The following is an 18,137-nucleotide window of genomic DNA, read 5'->3' on the forward strand; positions in this document are numbered from 1 at the left end:
TGTCGTCGAATACTTTGCGTTTGTCGGTCATGGAGAGCTCCTCAATAGGTGTATTTTCCACCTATCGGGGTGTCCGGGGAAATTAGACCACTGCATAGGTTATGCGCCACCTCGATAAAAGCCGGCGCCAACCCAGGGGCGATCCGATCAAGCTGAGGCACGAAGTGCCGACTGTACTCTCCGAAATCTTGAGACAGATACTTACGGACGAAACGTTCCACGATCACCGGCGAGCGAGGATCGGCGCACACACGGTCGTACCACTTGTCGCTAAACGTTGGCGGCGCCCAACCATCAATGAAGAAGCCCCCGCCTCTCCTTCGCCCCTTGGTTATCCAGCGGGCAACCTCTGAAGGGATGGAGTCGACAGATCCGATATCAGCAGCGAGCTCTAGCAGAGGCATAAGCTCAGAGCGAGGATCTAAAAGCGACTCATCAAGCCATTCATCAATCGCGACTTGACTGGCATGATCCACTACAAACACATCATAACTGTCCGTCAAATCCTCGCTGAAACTGAGCGCTTTACTCAAGACACGTGCAGCGGTCTCCAATCCCCAGTCACGCTGGTCGCCGGTCAATGAAACCAGGGCTGATAGCAGCGCATTGAGAGCGTTTTCACTGCAGGACCAGGTTTTTTTGAGAAACGTCGCAAAGCCTGCACGAACGCTCGTATGGGAGAAGGTGACCTTACGGTTGGGCTGGCGTAAATGTCGAGCTGCAATCATCCGATCAACAGCACCGTCCAATTGCGCTCCCAAGGGAGGATCAATGCGGCGCAATCGGCGCACGACAGCACTCAGCTGTTCTCGATCGAAATGACCACGCGCCGCCATCAACCCCCAAACCACAGCCGACAGCCCTATTTGGTCTACCGCTTTCAGGTACTTGACAACAACACCCTCGACCGCATCGCGATGAGCTAGGTCTAGTAAACGGCTCAGAAAGGCATAATCCGGCTCGCCGGCTTCAGGACCTTCAGATAGGTTCGTGAAAAACAGATCCAGCTCCAGTGGCGTCTCCAAGGCTGCGAGCACTTCGCGCTTGAATTCCAGAGCTTTGGGCTGCAGAGGAGTGGCGATCGCTGCCATGCGCCTCTCATAGATTTTACCCAGTTGGCCGTCGCTGTAGTGATCAGCATTGAGTTCCATTGACCATAGTTTAAGACCCCGCTCCGCCTCAGCCTCCCTCATTACATCAGCACGTGACGTGACCACGTACTGGTTGCCAGCGCGTGCACCAGGTAGCAACTTGGGCAATTGCTCCGTCCAACTCTCAGAACCCGATCTGAGGCTGTACTGCCCCCAGGGGTCCTCCAGGTAAAATAATGTGGGACCTGAATTGACCAGGCGTCTTGTAACTGACGGACCTTCGGCAGGATTCACCGTGACGACATCAAGGCCTGGCGCCACTAACCGGGCCCGCTCACACAGCGCAAGTGCAGCAAGCGTCTTGCCCGTCCCGGAAGGACCGGTAATGACAATGGCGCCTTGCTTACGAAAGTGGGACAGCATCGCCTCAAAATTAGAGGGTTCGACAAACGCGTCCAGCTCCGCCGCACTCGCCAGAAAGCCCCCATGCTCACGTACGATGGCCAGTAGCTCATCGCGAATCCAGACCCCAGGGCCTTTGCCACGCATGCGACGGAGTGACTCTGACCTCAGCTTCTCACGACACGCCTTCAGGCGAGAGTGAGGAATGCGCAGCAAGTCAGACAGGATCTCCCTGATCTTGAACTCTATGAGCTCGTTAGTCAGTCCTCCCCAGATGGCTACACGACCCTCTGGGGTCCTCGTCAGGGTCTGTCTGAGTGAGGGGGGGAACGAAGCCGGATCGGGTTTTTCCTCAAAATCCGAGACGAGCAGATCGCGAGTAACACCTGTCGCGTCTGCGTTGGTCACCAGCAGAAAATGGGTATCGGGATCATCAAGGTGATGCTTGGCAGGCCGTCGTTTTTTACCGTGGTTGAGCAGGCTGGTAAAGTCCGCAACCGACCAAGGATCACCCGAACAAAACTTCACCTGCATGACCAACTTGTACCCACTGGCCAAGGATGCCTTAGGGACCACCGGACTCGGTTCAAAGGGTTCTAAATCAGCCTCCAGATCCTCTTCATTGGCAGGTTCCAAAGTCAGGCTCGTGGCTGATTTAGTAATCAGCAGCAGCCGAAGAGCCGCCAGCTCCGATACATTGAGCTGATAGTCATAGCCTGCTAGTGCAGCGACCGCTCCCGCCGAGGAGCTTGCGTTGCTTTTCGTGGCGGTATTGTTCGATGGCATGGCCTTGGCAGGATGGCTATCCAAGCTCATGTAGCGTCCTTTAGTGGTTTATGGCTACGTCGTCCCCCTTCCAAGCGAAGCAGACAGCAATGAACTGCCGGCATCATCGGAGTGTTTGGCGACAACCGGTGAAGCGAAATATGGCCATTCAGTATCACAGAAATACCCATCTAACAGAACAAACCTGCTCACCATAAAGCTCTATACCAAGCCTGACCAAGGTCCCGCTGCCTGTACGGCAGTGAATTCTCAACAGATCCTTGCTGACATCAACAGTAATTTCTGAGCTGCCTATACGGCAGTGGCTACCCACTCTCGTGGAAGCCTCTTTCCCTGGTCGAGCGATACCGTCAGGCCAATCAGGTTGCGGAGGCGGAAGCTGAGTTACTCTCGGTTAAGGAGGACTTTCCCCAGATCGCTACTATGCGCAGGCTACACCTTGACCCTACTACTCCTGTTCGGTGGCGGGAAATCAACTACCCCAGCCAGCCCGCCTCCTCCACAGCGAAGTCCGGGGCTCATCTTCAGCATGCTCGGGCTGTGTCTGCGGATACTCGGCCTGCTGTTCGCTTCGCTGATGTTTTCCATCGTGCTGGAGTTCTTGGGAATGCTGTGGTTCTGGCCCGAGCAGGGCTGGTATCACAGCCATGCCATGTGGCTGAGTGAGCTGGGTTGACTCTGTGGCCATTTCAAGAATTCACTGCTTGTGCAAGAACCCGCGCAAGCGACCACCAAGGTACTCCAACACCTGAACGATTGGGTCGTGGTGCGCTCTGGATGGGCGAAATCGGACATCCAGCTGAAACTGCTCAGTCGAGAAGCGTCACTGCAGGGGCAGTTCGCGCAGTCTGGTGTCAAACGCGAGAACGGAGAGAACCGCGCCTGACGCAATGAGCGTAGACGACTGGGAGTAGCGGTTAAGCGGGTTGGCGCGGGCGAAGACAGGGTAATCGCTCACGAAGCGGTGATCTGGGCCATTGCCTGGGCGCACGTGATACCCCGTGACAGGTACAGGATCGACGCAGAAAGAGTTCGGTCTGGTAGAGAGTGGACAAGGCGCCGCTGTCGAGTACCTGCGCCTTGGGGACATCGGCAACGATGCGCCCATGATCGAGCAGCACCACACGGACGATCTCCGGGATGATTTCGTCGATGTGGTGGGTGGTGATGATCATTACCTGGTCGCGATGAAGCTGGTCAGGGTCAACTACTTGATCTCGCTTTACCCTGTAAGGATCGCCCCCATAAAGCTGCTCAACAGCTGATCTTGCAGACATCGCTTAACCATCCTCCAGGTCATCCTCAGGTGCAGACTTCAACCCCAACCGCCTGATCCAGTTTCCTAGCGTCTGATGACTGGCAAAGCCCAAAAGTCTCGCCGTTTCGCGTTTGCGTCCACGGGCCTGGTCAACCGCACGGTTTATGTAATGAGCCGACACCTCGTTCAGTATCGACTTCAATTCAATCCCATCATGCAGTGGACGACCCAAAATAGGCAGTGCCTCTTCCGTCGCCTCCATAAGGGCTTCGCGTATGTCTTCTTTAGTCACTGTAGTGCCCTTGCCCCATAAATATGCCCGGACAAGGGTATGGGACAACTCGCGAATATTACCGGGCCATGTGTACCCCAACAGCATTTGCCTGGCATCGCCGGTCAACGTGCGACGCACCTCATGGCCAAGCGAACATTCCACATGTGCTTTATCCAGGAAGTGGTCAATCAACAACTCCAGGTCCGCCCCTCGCGCTCGTAACGGAGGCAGGTTCAATATGCCAACCGCAATCCGGTGATGCAGGTCTTCACGAAAGCGTCCGGCCTGGACGTCTTTTGCAAGATTCCGGTGGGTGGCCGCAATGATACGTACATCGACCTTGACCGACTTGGAAGACCCCAGCGGCGTGATCTCTTTCTCCTGTAGGACCCGCAGTAGACGAACCTGGGCGTCGAGGGGCAAATCGCCGATTTCATCGAGGAACAATGTGCCGCCGGCCGCCTCGCGAAAATGCCCGTCACGAGACTCGACCGCCCCCGTGAATGCACCTTTGACGTGGCCGAACAGCTCGGAGTTGGCCATTTCCACGGAAATGGCGCCACAGTTCACGGCAACGAACGGCTTGCCCTTGCGCGCGCTTTGCTCATGGATCGATTTGGCAAACAGCTCCTTGCCCGTCCCGGTTTCACCCAACACCAGCACCGGAACGTCGAAAGCTGCGACGCGTTGTGCCCGCTGCTTCTGGCGTTCCAACGCCTCACATTTACCAATGATTCCAGTGTGACCGGTGAAGCGGTCGACGCCGGAACTGGTCTGTTGCATGAAATCGATCAGAAACGCGCTGCTCAGCTCAACGGGAAAGTGGACCGCCGTCAGGCCTTGGCGTAGCGAAGTCTGGATCAGGCTCGCCGGAAACCGTGTTTTTGCGAGGATGATCCATATCGCCGCCATGGCAGGTGTACCAGGGCTCAGGTGAAAAGTCAGGCTAACGTCCGGGCGCGGCAGCCTTTTCGCCTCAAGCACCTGGCACACTTGCTCGAAAATGCCGGTGTAGTCGATAGGACTTGCCAGTTCGACTGTACGCAGCTCTACAGGCGGGCAGCTCTCAAGCTTTTCCAGCCACACCTGGTAATCGCGTCCTTCCTGCTCGGTGTAGTCACTGAGCAGCAGCACCCGATCATAGGCTGCCGCCTCTTCGATTGCCATGGCGATCGGCCCGGTCGTGGCTTCATCCTGGACGCACTTGAGGTCAGTGTTGCCAATCCAGCACACCAGCCAGGACTGCTTGCTTGCAGACTGTTCAGTCTTCTTCATCACTTACCTCGGTCACGCAGATGCTGCCGGCGCCCGAATCGCCAGTCAGGTACAACCCCAGCGAATAGAGCAGGTCCGGTGTTTTGTGCAGGTTCTCGGGCTTGCGGGTTTGAAGCGTGATGCGCGACTTCATGACGATGGCCGAACCCGCAATCAGCATGGTCACTTCATCGATCAGAAAGGCAAACCGCCGACACCGCTCCGCCCCTGGCGCCAACAGCCCGGATATGCGTTTATCGGCATGACTTCGTGTGCGCAGCAATGCCAGCAGCAGTTCGCTGTCCCGCGTTACCGCACTCACCAGAGAGTCACTGATGCCGCTCGCGCCCGCCAGCGTCAATCGACGGGACAACCCGAGCATCGAAGCGTGTAGAAGATCGAGCAACGCCTCCAGGTCGTCGATAGCCAGGAGCTCCAGCAGCGAGGGTGAATACCACAATGCCACCCTGAATACTTCAATCAATTCCGTGCGGCTCTTTGCGTCATCGCCTACAACTGGCAACTCCGAGCGCCAGGTGTTCAGCAATTCTTTCTGCCAAGGCTGGCGTGCATCACCCACTGCGTGAGCAAACGCCTTGCCGAGCCTCTTCGCGCCGTTTTTGCCCCAGTCGAGATCAAACTGCCGGATAACTTCAGTGCTGAGAAAGTCGGGCAAATCACCCTGCAAAGTACACACCACCGACAGTACATCACGGTACATCCGTTGAGTTTCGTGCCCTGAATCAGCCCGCCCTTGCCAAGCCAGCAGACAATCGTAAAGTCCAGGCAGACGCTGGATCAGATCAGCTCGCAAAGCGGCATCGCACGTCGGCTCGTACACGGAGCGACCCTGCGCCCAGATCCTCGAAGCAAGGTAGCGTGCGATACGCACAGAACGGCTGAGCTGCTTGATTTGCAGCTCGGTTACAGGTCCTGTAGCCAGCAACCGATCTAGTACCTCCAGCAACCTCTGCACAACCGACGTCCCGCCAGGGCTATCGCTTTTCATCAAGTACGCCCAGTCCCTGGGCGGTGGCATGTCAGGTATGCCAAGTTGCTCTGCAGGCCTTGTCGGCTGCCACCGTGCCCTGATCCTCTCAAACCCCGCTTTTTTACGGTCTTCCTCGATCGGCATGAAAACCAGTTCGTATGGATCGTCGTTACCATAGGTGAAGGTCATGGCCAGCTTCACCCGCACATCCATCGAAAGGGGCAGCAACGGATGATTGAGTACAGCCTCTTGCTGCAGACGGCTGCTTTCCCCGCCCTGATGGAGGGCAAAGCGGTACTGCGCAACACCGGCCGGCAAGGTAAAACCTTCAGGGACCGGGATGGCGATCGGCGCACCACGTTGGGGTGTGATCGCTTGACCTCTGACCAGATACAACCGCTTCAAGTAGCCGCTTTCCACAACCCTGATCGACAGTTCGGGCAGGTAGTCGCGCCACCGAGTGAGCTCTGGCGCCTGCTGCTGGAGGTCCGCCAGCACCTTGGCTCCCTCCAGCACCGCGGCGCAATGCGAGAACACTTTGTTCTCCTGCCCCTTGAGCACCTGTCGCGCGGGCTCGAAAGCCGCGCCAATCACAAGATGGGTGTTCTTATTGCCCCACCTGACCTTGTCGGGTAATGCATTGATCGCCATCTGCAGATTGCGCTGGAAGGCTGGGCTCCACCCATTGACCGAATGTGCCGTCGATGCCGAAGTAAACCAACTGCCGTCCGCCAAATGCCAACTGCGGGCCGGGTCAAGCGCTGCACTGCCGAACAAACGGGCCAGCGAGGTAGACTGCGTGACGTTCAGCGCCTGCAACCTGCTCACAATACGCTGCACTTGCGAACCCTCATGGCCGACCAGCACCGGAGGGTGCCGCTCCCATACCAGGCCGCGACCACCCTCCCGCGGTACGGCGATCAACGGTGTGAGGCTAACGGTGTCGCCTGCGCAATCAAGCACCAGCACTGCATCTGCGGCGCGCAGCGTCTGTACAGCGCCGTCGCCAGACAACCAGGAAAACAGCAGCGCGATGCTGCGTGGCAGCGGCTCGGGACGTTCGAAACAGGCATTGAGCGCGCTACGCAGTGCTTCGCTGGCAAAGTCGTCCACCGCATCATGCACCAGATAGGTCAAGCGGGTCGGGCCCAGTCGCTGGCGCAAACCCGATGCCAGTTGCTGGGCAGCACTGCGATGCAAGGCTGACCCTGAATCATTGCCCATCAGGCTGAGCAAGCTGACTGTGCTGGCCTTATCCCCCATTGTCAGCGCCTGCAAAGGCCCTGTACCGAGGGCGATCCATTCGCCTTCCGCCTGCCAGAACTGCACTGCAAGCGGCTCGTTCAGACTGCGCGTGCCCTGCTCATCCAGTACTTGTGGGCAAACCTCGCTCAGGTCGAGCAGAGTAAACCCCGAGGCCCCAGGGTCGCGCTGCTGCCTCGGGGCTGCTGGCGCCCGTGGGAACAGGTTCGAGATGATTCGCTCGGCGGCAGCGGCAGCTTCACCTGGCGTCAGCTGCAGCGAAGTTAGAGTACCGTCGAAACTCAACTGGCCCTGACCGCCCTGCTCCTGCAAGGTCAAATGCAAGGATCGCGGGCCGACGTCCAGGCGCAAGCAGCTCGGCGACTCGAACGCCAGCCCCAGCGTCCAGGGCAGCGGCTCCAGCGCCAGGCGAACCGCCTTGTCGCCTCTGGGAGACGCCTTGACCTCGTAGGCCAATCGGGTACCGCTCTTGACCAAGGCAAACTCTTCGGCACGCACGAAGTCCGATGAGTGAAAAAACAGGTCGCGACCGTCCTCTGTGCGCAGAAAGCCGATGTTCTGCTCGTGGCGGTCCTTGCCAGTGGTCTTGACCCGTCCCACGCACACCGTCGGCACATGCAAGCCTTCGAGCCGACCGCCGAGCACTGACAGTCCGAACGCGTAATAGTCAAAGCGACAAGGCTGCTGCGCAAAACGCACCAGCCCACGGGTATGCAAGCGCGCTACCAGCTCCCAATGCAAGATGGTCATCCAGTGACCGCCCAGGCTTGCGAGGTCTGCGCAGATGTCATCGTCAAGGCTTTGCAGGCGTCGCCAGGCATCCCACACCGGTCGATACAGCCGATCCTGCAGCAGCGTATTGTTCGGCGGCACATGCCCCCAGGCACCAATCGCCTGCACCTCCGGGCTGGCAAGCCAGTGCTGCAGATCGTCGTACAAGGCCTGCCCCCCCTCGTCACCACTGCTCCAAACCTGAAAGCGCGCCTCCAGCCGCGCGCACAGCTGCCTGGCGACGACAACCAACAGGCGATTTTCAGCCGTATCGAGGCTGTGCTTGCGCTTGACCGCCAGCAGGCTGTTTCTCCCCGCGAGCTTTTCCCGCACATTGCCGCCCGGTTGGCGGCTGATCCAGTCGATACAGGTACTGTCGAGTTCCCGCGCGCTGCCGATCGACACCATCTGATGGTCACGCACGATCCGGCTGCGCGGTTGCGCGACAAGCTGCACCAGGGCATCGCGCACGTGTTCGACAATCCGGGCAAACAGGTCGCATGGCCCGGCGTCGTTGTCGCACACAGGCTCCAGCAACGCCTGGCAGACATCGCTCAGCCCACGCATCAGCGGCAACCCCGAACGCGGGTCGAAACGGGCGATTCGGTCAAACCAGCCGCGCTGCTGAATCAGGCACGCAGCCTCCAAGGCATGCGGACCATTCCCGGCGACTTCGGCATACAGCGAGAAACTGTCGAGTCTCAGCGTCGCAGTGCTTTTTTCGGCGCCAGCACTCGATGTCATGGCACTAACCCGACAAAGACCTGAAAACGGATCATGGCGTATCACTCCCGGACTTCAGGTAATCGGCACTGCTCCAGATGAACTGGCCATAACCCACCGCACAGGCCCGACGGAAGTCGTCCACCAGCGCGAAGCCCTTGTCTTCCAGCAAGGCCTGAATGACATCCAGGCACTCGGTGCGGCTTCTGCCGCGCGTTTCGATACCGCGCAATTTTGGCATCACCTTCAGCGCCAACTGGTCCTCGAACGCCATGTCCATCGACCGACGCAACACATCCGGGTCGACATGAACGGACGTGAGGGCCTGGCGTACATCCGGATAGTTGGCCATGTAGTACTCGATCGACTGCCAGACCCGATGGCCCATCGAGCGCCCCGCTACACTCAGGCACGCATTGATGCGCTCCAGCAGCTCCAGGTACGGAGTGATCTGCAACTCATTGAAGGGACTGGCTTTGGCACACCACGTGCCCCAGGTCGCGCGCGGCAGAAGCGCTGCTGCCTCCGGCAGGCGTTTGAGTTCGCTGCGCCGCTCGAAGCGTTCCGGGCTTGGGAAGTGGATCATAAAACCACGGTCAATCACCTTGTCCGACAGCGACTTGGTGGTTTCATCCTGGTTCATGGTGCCTGCCCAGAGCACGTTACGTCCTAGCGGCACCTCGTAAGCCTTGACCTTCGCCCCCAGCGACACACTGATCGACGGCACTTCAACTGCGCTGATCCCGCGACGATCTTCCAGACGGGAAAGGAACTCGGCAAAGTACAGCTCGACATGGGCCAGATTCATCTCATCGAGCAACACCAGGCTCATGGCGTCTTTCATGGCCGGCTGACTCATCTGTACCAGCAGGCGCAGCAGTGGCTGGGCATCAAAACTGTTGTCCAGGGTATTGAAGAACCCGAGCAACGATTGCGAACTGTCCCAGGTAGGCTGCACCGGCAGGCTCATGAAATGAATGCCACCAAAATGCGCATACAGCTTGGGCAACTGCGACTTGCCTGTGCCACTCGCCCCGGCCAGGACGGTCAGGGGTGACCACTCCGACGTTTTCAGGCACGTATGGAAAGCATGCAGAATCCTTCGGGAGAAGCGCAGGCCCTGTTGCTCCGTGGCCTTGGCAATCTCCTCCAGCCATTGCAGCTCATTGACGGGGCCCGTCCTGAGTGCCAGGTCCTTGAACACCGGCACCTTGATCACCTCGATCCGCTTGTCCCGGTCCTCACCGGACAGCAAACCACCCTTGAGGCGTATCAGCTCTTCATGCTGCTGCCGGGCCTCGGCCTCGCGTTCCTCGATGCGTCGTTGCAAGGCGACATTCATGGCTTCGAGGCTCTGTACCTGGAACAACAGATCACTGCGACTGCGCTCTCCAGTGCGCAAGGCATCGCGTTCCTGTACAAGTTGCTCGTTTTCCTTGAGCAGTGTCTCCTTGTGATCCTGCAGCGACCGCAGGCGCCCAAGCACCTCTTCACCTGGCCTGTCATTCAGGGCCTGTAGCAACCTGCTGTTCTCGTTGGTCAATTGCGCCAAGCGTCCCGACAGCAAACTTGGGTCGTCATCACAGGCGAGCTTGAGGTCTTCGAAGGCAGCCAACTGTTCCAGCGTACCTTCAAGCGCCGCGCGCAGTCGATCGCACTCTGCGTCCAGCTGCTTCTCACGGGCTTCGAAACTTTTCCGGCGCTCACCGATACAGGCTTCGACTTCATCTTCCAGTTGGGAGCGCTCCTCTACAAGGGCGTAGGCACGTGCATCCTGTTCCAAGCCCTGGCGCCGCGCCAGCTGCTGCTCGTTGCGCAGCCTGACTACCCGCTCGTCCAGAGATCGTGCTTGCCCGGCCAACAACTGCCGCTGCTCCTCACACTGCGCCTCCCAGCGCTCTCGCGAAGCATCCAGGCGCTGCTGCTCTTGCTCACGTAGTTGCGCCAATTCCCGTTCCAGGGCCTGCAGCCGAACATCGCGCTCCTGCGCGAGCTTTGCGTCAAGTTGCGTGTAGGCTGCCACACGCTTGTCACTCAACTCAGCCTCCAGGCTGGCTTGACGTTCGTGTCGTTCGTCAAGTTGGTGCTGGCGCTCCTGCACAAAGCCACCGTCGCGTGCGATCTCCGCCAGACGCAATTGCTCCTGCAACGTCTGAAGGGTCGCTGTACGCTGGTCAAGATCGCGACAGTCGCTTTCCAGCTGTGCGCGCCGCGTTGACAGCAGTTGATCTTGCTCTTGGGCACGCGTTTGCAGGCGCGCTTCGCGCTCGTCAAGCTCGTTTTGCAATAGCGTCAGGCGTGCATGGCGCTCCTCCCATTCACGCTGTTGTGAAAGCTCAGCGGCGGACGGCTCGACCACGGCGACGGAAGGATGGCTGGGGGCATCGAAATGTTCGGAATGGGTCACATCAAAACTCCATGAAATACCTGACGAGCGCATACATGCGATCCATCATTTGTTCTGATTGGGCAACGCTAAGCGGAACTTCATCGTTGCCATGGCGCCGCAACTCACAGAGTTCGGCGGTGAATACCAGCAGCCAGGGCAGCGTCAAAGCGCAGCGCTGCAAATGTGCAGGCGAAAGTCGCAGCAGGAACGAGAGCATTTGCGCACCCAATGTCGCTGCCCGCCCTGCAGCCGCATGCCGGTACTGACGCCAGGCAACGCTGGCCAGTGCGCGGGGCAGGTCTGCAGCAGCCATCTTGAAGCCCGCCTGCCTGGCGTTTGCGGCAAGGCCTGGACGTTTTTCGTCGGCCTCCCGCGGCTCGTACACCGGAGCGCCGACCTGGGCGTCCTGCATCTGTATCTGAAGCAAACTGGCCATATGGGTGATCATGGCGCTGCAATCCTGTACCTCTCCAGCGTTTGTCGGGTCTTCGCTGACCGGTCGCTCGCGCTCCAGGCTGATCAGGATCTCCCGTGAGGCCAGTGACAAGGCGCCCAGCCGACTGGCTCCAAGGCGCCTGACAACGTCAACGTATGCCTGGGTACGGTCGTCGAGCCGGTCCGCACGAGGGGTTTGGGCCTGTTTGCCCAGTGTCAGGTGGGGCAGCAGGCAGGCCAGCGAGGTGCGTATCCGGCTGTCCAGGTCCGGAAAAGCCGAACTGCTGAGGCTATTGTCCAGGCTTGCACCATGCTGGGCACGATCGCGTTGGCGTTTGAAGTCGGCCAGAAAATCGATCCAGCCCGGGTCACTCGCCGCCAGCCGTCGCAACGGATGGTTGGGGTCGGCATTGGCGCTCATCAGGCACAAAGCAAGCAACGGTTGTAATTCGACGGTGGCATCCAGGCGCCCGGCGTGGAACTTGCCGCCTGCGACTTCCAGCAAAATCTCGGCAGCCTTGCTGTTCAAGCTGAACCCAAGCTTGCGTGCCACGCCCGCCAGCAAGAGGGCATTGCTACGGTAGTCACCTTCAATCAGCAGGTCGAGGAGCCCTTTGTGCGGTCTGAAGCCTTGCACGACCAGGTGCAAACCATGCTCCACAGCGCCATACAAGGACGCGGCACAGGTAGCGAGCGCACGCTGAAGGTTGCGTTCATCCTCGGTGGAGCGCACTTCCAGTTGCGTCTTGAACAACGCCCTGTGAGCGTCGTCCAGGTACCGGGCCAAGCGGTCGTCGAGCGGCGGTTCGGACGGGCTCACCCGGCCTGCCATCTTGACGTTGGCATCCTTGAACCGCTCACCCAGCCAGGAATCGATATCAGGGTCCTGTCGGCAGAGCCGCTTGAAGCTTTCATCGAACAGGTTGGAAAATCCATGACCGAAGGGATCGCTCAGCAAGGGTTCGAGGTTGCCACGTTGCAGCACGCACTCAAGGCTCAGCCAGACCATCTGCGGTTCGCTGGAAAAGACCAGGCCGGCTGCCCTGGTCGCGACACAGGCCGCGCCTGGTGCGCCCACGCCGGCCTGGCGATGACGCTGGTGGCGCAAGTGCACGCCGATCAGCGCCTGCAAGTCCTGGGCGCATGGAACCTGCCCCTCGTGCCCCGGTTGCAACAGGCGCCCTTTGCAGTTCCTGGCGGCGCCCGCCGAGCCGACGGAAAAGCCGACATTGAAGCGATCCAGTTGCCGCGGGTCCTGAGCGAACCGCGGCGCGCCCTGCAAGACGAACGGCAACAACCGGCCAGTGATCAGTTCGACGAAAACGGTGCACAACTCCTCTTCGACAACCTCCTCATCCTCCCACGACAACCCCGTGACCTGGTGGCGCGGCACCATCGCCTCATCCAGGAAATCCAGCTGCACCAACCGGCTCTGGATGGCACTGACGATTTGCTCGGGCATAGCGGTCAATGCCGCCATTGCCGCACTGTCGCAATGCCCTGCCGCAGCCAGGCGCAGCACAGTGCGTTCGAACAGGTTCAGGCGGTCCTGGCGAGTGACAGGCATTGATAGGGAAAACGCATTGCAGGGCCATAGCAAGGATTTGCGGGCAGCCACCTCGAGCCCTTCCAGGTCTGGCCGATAGCGGATGATTTTCATGTCTGGCAACGGTTTATGGCCGCTCACAGTTCCACTCCTTCGTTACGACACAGTTCACGCAGTGCAACCAGATCCGGTAGCGCCTTCCCGGCAAGTGGCCCCTCCAGCAATTGAGGGTCACCCACCATCACCAACAGGCGTTTCTGTCGGCTCAGTGCCACGCAACGCAAGTTTTCCAGCACCAGCCGCCCGAAGCTGGCGGCATGGCGTTCTTCAAGGCTGGCTTCGGGCTTGATCTTGCGGGTGGACGGCGTCCGTACCATTGACAGGAACACCACATCGAACTCCATGCCCTGGAACGCGTCCACCGTCCCGACCCGCAAGCGCTCCTCGCGCTTGGCCGGGTCATCCTCGTGCAGGTATCGATACCCGTCGGCGATCCCCCACTCGCCGCCCGGCCCTCGTTGACTGAGCCCCTGCTCGGCCAGGGCGGTATGCAACTCATTGACCTGCGCCTTGTAGAAACTGATGACACCAAAACTCAATCCCTGGCCTGCAGTGCTGTCTATCCAGCGCTTCAGTTGGTGGGCAATCGCTTTCGCCTCGCTGGTGCGGTACAAGCTTTTCGAGCCGTCAGGGTACTCACGGCCTGCACTTGTCGTCACCTTTAGCCACGCCAGCGGCGCAGCCGGGCGCAAGGTACCGGACAGCAAATCGTGCTTGAAATCTGCCGCCGGCCGGGGCGAGCCGAACGATTCGCCGTGAGGCTTGTAGAAGTGATCGCTGACGAACTCCCCCAGAAGATGATGCATCCGGTACTGGGCATTCAATGTGATGGTGCGGTCAAAGCCATCGCTTTGCTGCAGCTTCTTCAACCGGGCAAGCAGGTAGTCGAACAGGCTCCGGCGATAGTCACCCGCATTCTCCGGCTCAGTGGCGGCCAGGCCTTGATCCAGCTTGCGCACCAACTGCTCATCGATCAGATGGGGCAACTGGCGCTGGTCGCCGACCAGAATGATCCGCCGCTGGGCAAGTACCATCGGGATGAGCAGGTCCCGAGGTGAGCAGCGGGCTGCTTCGTCGATGATGACCGTGGAGTAGCGATTGTCGAGTTCACTGCCCGCGCGGCCTTTTTTCGCCCGGACAATATCCTTGCCCACTGCCCCTTGACAGGTCGCGGCATAAACATAGCTGTAGTCTGCCAAAGCTTCGTCCAGGGCTGCCGGATTCCATTCCAGTTCGTGTACAAGCCCGGCCAGCACGGTCAGGGTCGGGTCCTCGAAACGGCGTTCGGCGGCAGCCACCTGGCGTTGAACTTCGGCCAGCAGTTCGAGGATATCGCTGCGAGGTTTCTCAACCTGGAACACCGGGGCCGGGACCACACGGTCCAGCAATTGCGCCTTGAGGGATCGCAAGCCCGACAAGAATTCCAGCGGCTCAGGCTCCCGCCAACTCATGGCGCGGTCCAGCATGGCCAGATCCGCTTCGTCGATGTCGTCTTCAAAGGCCTGCAGCAACCTTGCCACGCTCGCCGGGCCGTCGTCACGGAAACCTGCCTCGCTCACCCGCAACGCGTACAGAACCCGCAAGCGCGCGGGCAGTTGTGCCGACGCGCTCGAGTCCTGGGGGGCATCCAGGCTGGCCAAAAGGCGCTGTGCCTGAGCAATCGACTCACTGCCCAGCAACTGCGCTGGTAGCGCCGTGATTTTGCGCAGCAACGCTCTGGCGGCGCTCCTCGACGGTTCGAGCAAATAGTTGCGGCCACTCTGACGAAGCGCCAGCAACTGCTCCGACTGACGCACGGCAGGCGTTTGCTTGCGAATACGATCGATCATCGACAGGCTCCAGTTGCGGCGGTTTTCGGCACTGGCATCGTTGTCCTGGCCGGAACGCCTGCCGAACTTCATGGCTGGCAAGGCATTGACACTCAAGCGCGAGACGATGTTTTCCACTGCATCATGCTGAAAGCCGGAGACCAGGATCGCACCACGCGTCGCGTCGCTGCGATCCTGCTCTTCATTCAGGCGCTCGATGATGGCCGTGATCACGGTGGTTTTGCCGGTCCCCGGCGGCCCCTGGATAACGGCGATATCAGGGGTATTCAAGGCAATGCGGATAGCCTCTTCCTGTACCTTGGTAGGAGGCTTGCGGAAAACCTTGTCACGTACGAAAGGCGTCAACGCTGCCATTTTTTTGGGTTCCACGGGGCGTGGTGGGCGGCCGTTCTCCTCGATGATCATGCCCAGGTACGGCATACCGCCCGTGCCTTGCAGGACTTTTTCCCGCGCCAGCTCGCGCCGGTCGATCTGGGTTTCATCACCCCCCAGCGAAAGCACCACCAACAGGCCGGACTGCTGGGTGGGGGCATGCTGCAAGGTGATGCCGTGTTCGGTCACTTCCAGTACTTTCAAGGTGGCGCCCTGCTCGACCACTTGCTCGGCATCGGGGTCTCGTCGCTCGCGCTGCTGTTGCAGCCGGCTGGCGACATCTGCCCGGTACGCCTCCCAATCCATGTTCGGGTCATCCAGGTACACCGGCAGTTGATCGACCAGGTGCACCAGGTCTCCTGCAACCAGCCCGGGCTTTGCTACCGGCTCGTCGAAGTAGAAACGCACCCCGCCACTGACCGCTTCGCCACCCGGCTTCAGGCGCAACGCCCCAACTTCTCGAGCGTGCTCCAGCAGTTGCCGTCCCTCCTCATCGCCATAACGGTCCCACATACGCAGATAGCCACTGCCATCCTGCGCCAACTTTTGCATTGCCAGGGCAGCGGAGCGCTGGGCGAGCGCTGCGTCACTGCGGTCAGTAAATCGCAACTGCCCGCGGCCAAGGCGAATCGCCCGGGGTTTGCGCGTACCCGGATCGACAAGAAAACGCCTGACACGCCAGATCTGGCCATCCTCCGTGTTCTGAGCCACGACCATGATCCTCAGTCCAGGTGCAAGCAGGTAAAACCCACTCCCCCAGGCGCTCGACTGATCACCTGTGACTTCGAGGGGCATGAGCATGAAGCGCGGACCGTCCGCCTCCAGGGTGCATCTCTTGCTCAGCATGCTTGCCAGCCACTCGGGCGCACCGGCCAGCCCCTGGTTTTTGGCCGCCTGGAGGCTGTCTTCGTCGAGCACGATATCCAGCTCGCCCATCTCCAGTTCCTCACCGAAGAAGAAATGCGCCCGGCCATACATACGGTCCGGCTGGCTGGTCGCGCCGATGAACACAAGGCGTGCGCCACCACTTTCCAGGTGCCCGAGCAACTCGCGACAGGCCTTGCGGTTGACGATACGTGCACGAACCGAACGCCCCGCCTGTGCCAGGTACACCTCATCGGCCACACGAGAATGGAACATCTGCGCGGCCCCGGCGACCAGGCCATGATCGTCGGGTAACTGGGCGTAGAACTCGACGGAAAATGACGCGGATATCTCGAGTGGCTTCATGCCTGGGGCTCCTGGAGGGTGCAGTGGACCAGCCTGGCCAGCGGGCCCGGGACGAAGAGAAAGAAGCCTTCAGCCAGTTCGGCGCGGGTGAATCGGCAAGCGACGAAGGGCCGAAAAGCACCGTTGTGTCGATGCGGCAACGCGAGTTCGAGCGAGAACTCGAGCGCCTGCGCAGGCTCCAGCAGATAGTCCTCACCTGTTCGGACAAGATTCAGCCAGGGCTCGGCGTGAGTTTCGAACGTAAAAGGCTGGAACAGTCGCGCCGATACGCCCAGCACCTCTTCTCGCTCCGGCAACTCGTGGTGCAGGATCCAGAGTGGTTGTTCGCCGGGCTCGCCCGGCCACTGCCAGGCTCGGCAACTAAAGACCGCAGGCAGTGGTGCAGTGCAGTAAGGACACGCAGGCCAGGCGCCAGCGAAATGATCCATCCCGCACGACCTGCAGTGCACACAAGCGTCCTGCGCCCGGGCCAAGGCCTGCGCCCAGTGCAGGCTTGCCGGGCGCCGTCGCGGTTCGGTGCGACCGGCACCGAATGTTCCCTCGCACAGCCACTGCAGCGCAGGTGTCAGCACCAACTGACGCGGCAAACCATTGCGCGTGGCGTTTCGCGAATCAAACAGATCATCGATCCAGGGTAGCTCTCCAGCCAGCGCCCTGGCCTCCGCATCCTCTTCGCTGTCATCGACAGCCCAGTCGCAGCCCTCGACCAGCTCACCAATGAACGGATGCTGCAGGCTCAACAGGTAGAACACCAGTGTCGCCAAGGCATGGCTGTCCGTGCTGAAGTCACTGCCGGCGTGCCCCTGCACCACTTCCGGCGCGCCGTAGCGTGGCGTGTAGCAGGCATCGGTGGCATGACGGGAGACAAAGCGCAGGTTGTCGGCATCGATCAACCAGACATGCTCGCTATCCGGCTGAGTCGAAAGAAACACGTTACCAGGCGACAGGTCACCATAGACCAGCCCACTGGCATGCAAGCGGGAAAGCACCGCGGCACATCGGCCCAATACGGCCAGCCGCCTGCGCAGGGCACCGCTTTGGCGGTAGTGCACCAGCCGGGCAGCGTCGGCCGGGGCCTTGGCATAGAGGTCCTGCAGCCAGAACGGCACCTGGCTTGCACACATTCCGGCGCTGCGCGCGGCATCTGGCAACAGGCGTTGGAACGGCTGCATGTCTTCCAGCAGATTCATGGCGTAGCCCGCCACCCTGGTGAGCTGGGCGGCAGGCCCGGCCAGTGGCAAGCCCGCCGGAACAGGCAAGCTGCGCAACCGGCGGATCTTGCGGGCATAAGCCTCGCGAAGCCGGGGGTCTGTTACCGGCTGCTCGCCCAAGAGCAGCACCTTGATTGCCACATCCTTGTCGCGGGTACGCCATACCTGCCCCTGCGCCCCGCGGCCCAGTTCAATGGTCAGATGGTGAACATTGTGAAACTCGTCGTGTTGCTCGTCGTCCAGGGTCTTCAT

General features: G+C 60.2%; 8 protein-coding genes and 1 pseudogene. 2 read left to right on the top strand and 7 right to left on the bottom strand.

What is annotated here, in order from left to right:
• Positions 1–41: 41 nt before the first annotated feature.
• Positions 42–2,309, bottom strand: coding sequence for a hypothetical protein (locus tag ACIOU6_RS00005; protein WP_401132751.1), 2,268 nt, complete (start codon positions 2,307–2,309; stop codon positions 42–44).
• Between the two features lie 499 nt (positions 2,310–2,808).
• Between ACIOU6_RS00005 and ACIOU6_RS00010 the strand changes: the two are divergent.
• A pseudogene (locus ACIOU6_RS00010) lies at positions 2,809–3,126 on the top strand (DUF4400 domain-containing protein); the annotation flags it as partial.
• Between the two features lie 154 nt (positions 3,127–3,280).
• Complete coding sequence (locus ACIOU6_RS00015) at positions 3,281–3,544, top strand: hypothetical protein (protein ID WP_401132752.1); 264 nt, start codon at positions 3,281–3,283, stop codon at positions 3,542–3,544.
• Positions 3,545–3,559: 15 nt separating this feature from the next.
• Here the strand turns inward: ACIOU6_RS00015 and ACIOU6_RS00020 are convergent, their stop codons facing one another.
• From ACIOU6_RS00020 to ACIOU6_RS00045, 6 genes are read right to left on the bottom strand one after another with little or no spacing between them, the layout of a single operon-like run.
• Complete coding sequence (locus ACIOU6_RS00020; protein ID WP_401132753.1) at positions 3,560–5,086, bottom strand: sigma-54 interaction domain-containing protein; 1,527 nt, start codon at positions 5,084–5,086, stop codon at positions 3,560–3,562.
• Positions 5,073–8,834, bottom strand: coding sequence for a DUF2357 domain-containing protein (locus ACIOU6_RS00025; protein WP_401132755.1), 3,762 nt, complete (start codon positions 8,832–8,834; stop codon positions 5,073–5,075). Before ACIOU6_RS00025 ends, ACIOU6_RS00020 begins: the two co-directional genes overlap by 14 nt.
• A 31-nt stretch (positions 8,835–8,865) precedes the next feature.
• Positions 8,866–11,220, bottom strand: coding sequence for a chromosome partitioning protein ParA (locus ACIOU6_RS00030; RefSeq protein WP_401132756.1), 2,355 nt, complete (start codon positions 11,218–11,220; stop codon positions 8,866–8,868).
• Between the two features lies 1 nt (position 11,221).
• The gene (locus ACIOU6_RS00035; protein WP_401132758.1) at positions 11,222–13,324 is read right to left on the bottom strand and encodes a hypothetical protein; all 2,103 of its coding nucleotides are present in this window, start codon (positions 13,322–13,324) and stop codon (positions 11,222–11,224) included.
• Complete coding sequence (locus ACIOU6_RS00040; RefSeq protein ID WP_401132761.1) at positions 13,321–16,674, bottom strand: DEAD/DEAH box helicase; 3,354 nt, start codon at positions 16,672–16,674, stop codon at positions 13,321–13,323. Before ACIOU6_RS00040 ends, ACIOU6_RS00035 begins: the two co-directional genes overlap by 4 nt.
• Entirely contained in the window at positions 16,671–18,137 is a 1,467-nt protein-coding gene (locus tag ACIOU6_RS00045) for a serine/threonine protein kinase (protein ID WP_401132763.1), read from the bottom strand. The genes ACIOU6_RS00040 and ACIOU6_RS00045 overlap by 4 nt, the downstream gene beginning before the upstream one ends.

Origin of the sequence: Pseudomonas sp. NPDC087615 (assembly GCF_044743445.1) — a bacterium.
GTDB lineage: Bacteria > Pseudomonadota > Gammaproteobacteria > Pseudomonadales > Pseudomonadaceae > Aquipseudomonas > Aquipseudomonas baetica_A.

Excerpts from the sequence above, each read along its gene's own strand:
- ACIOU6_RS00005 (WP_401132751.1), bottom strand. The coding sequence starts at position 2,309 with ATGAGCTTGGATAGCCATCCTGCCAAGGCCATGCCATCGAACAATACC.
- ACIOU6_RS00025 (WP_401132755.1), bottom strand. The coding sequence starts at position 8,834 with ATGACATCGAGTGCTGGCGCCGAAAAAAGCACTGCGACGCTGAGACTC.
- ACIOU6_RS00040 (WP_401132761.1), bottom strand. The coding sequence starts at position 16,674 with ATGAAGCCACTCGAGATATCCGCGTCATTTTCCGTCGAGTTCTACGCC.
- ACIOU6_RS00045 (WP_401132763.1), bottom strand. The coding sequence starts at position 18,137 with ATGAAGACCCTGGACGACGAGCAACACGACGAGTTTCACAATGTTCAC.
- ACIOU6_RS00020 (WP_401132753.1), bottom strand. The coding sequence starts at position 5,086 with ATGAAGAAGACTGAACAGTCTGCAAGCAAGCAGTCCTGGCTGGTGTGC.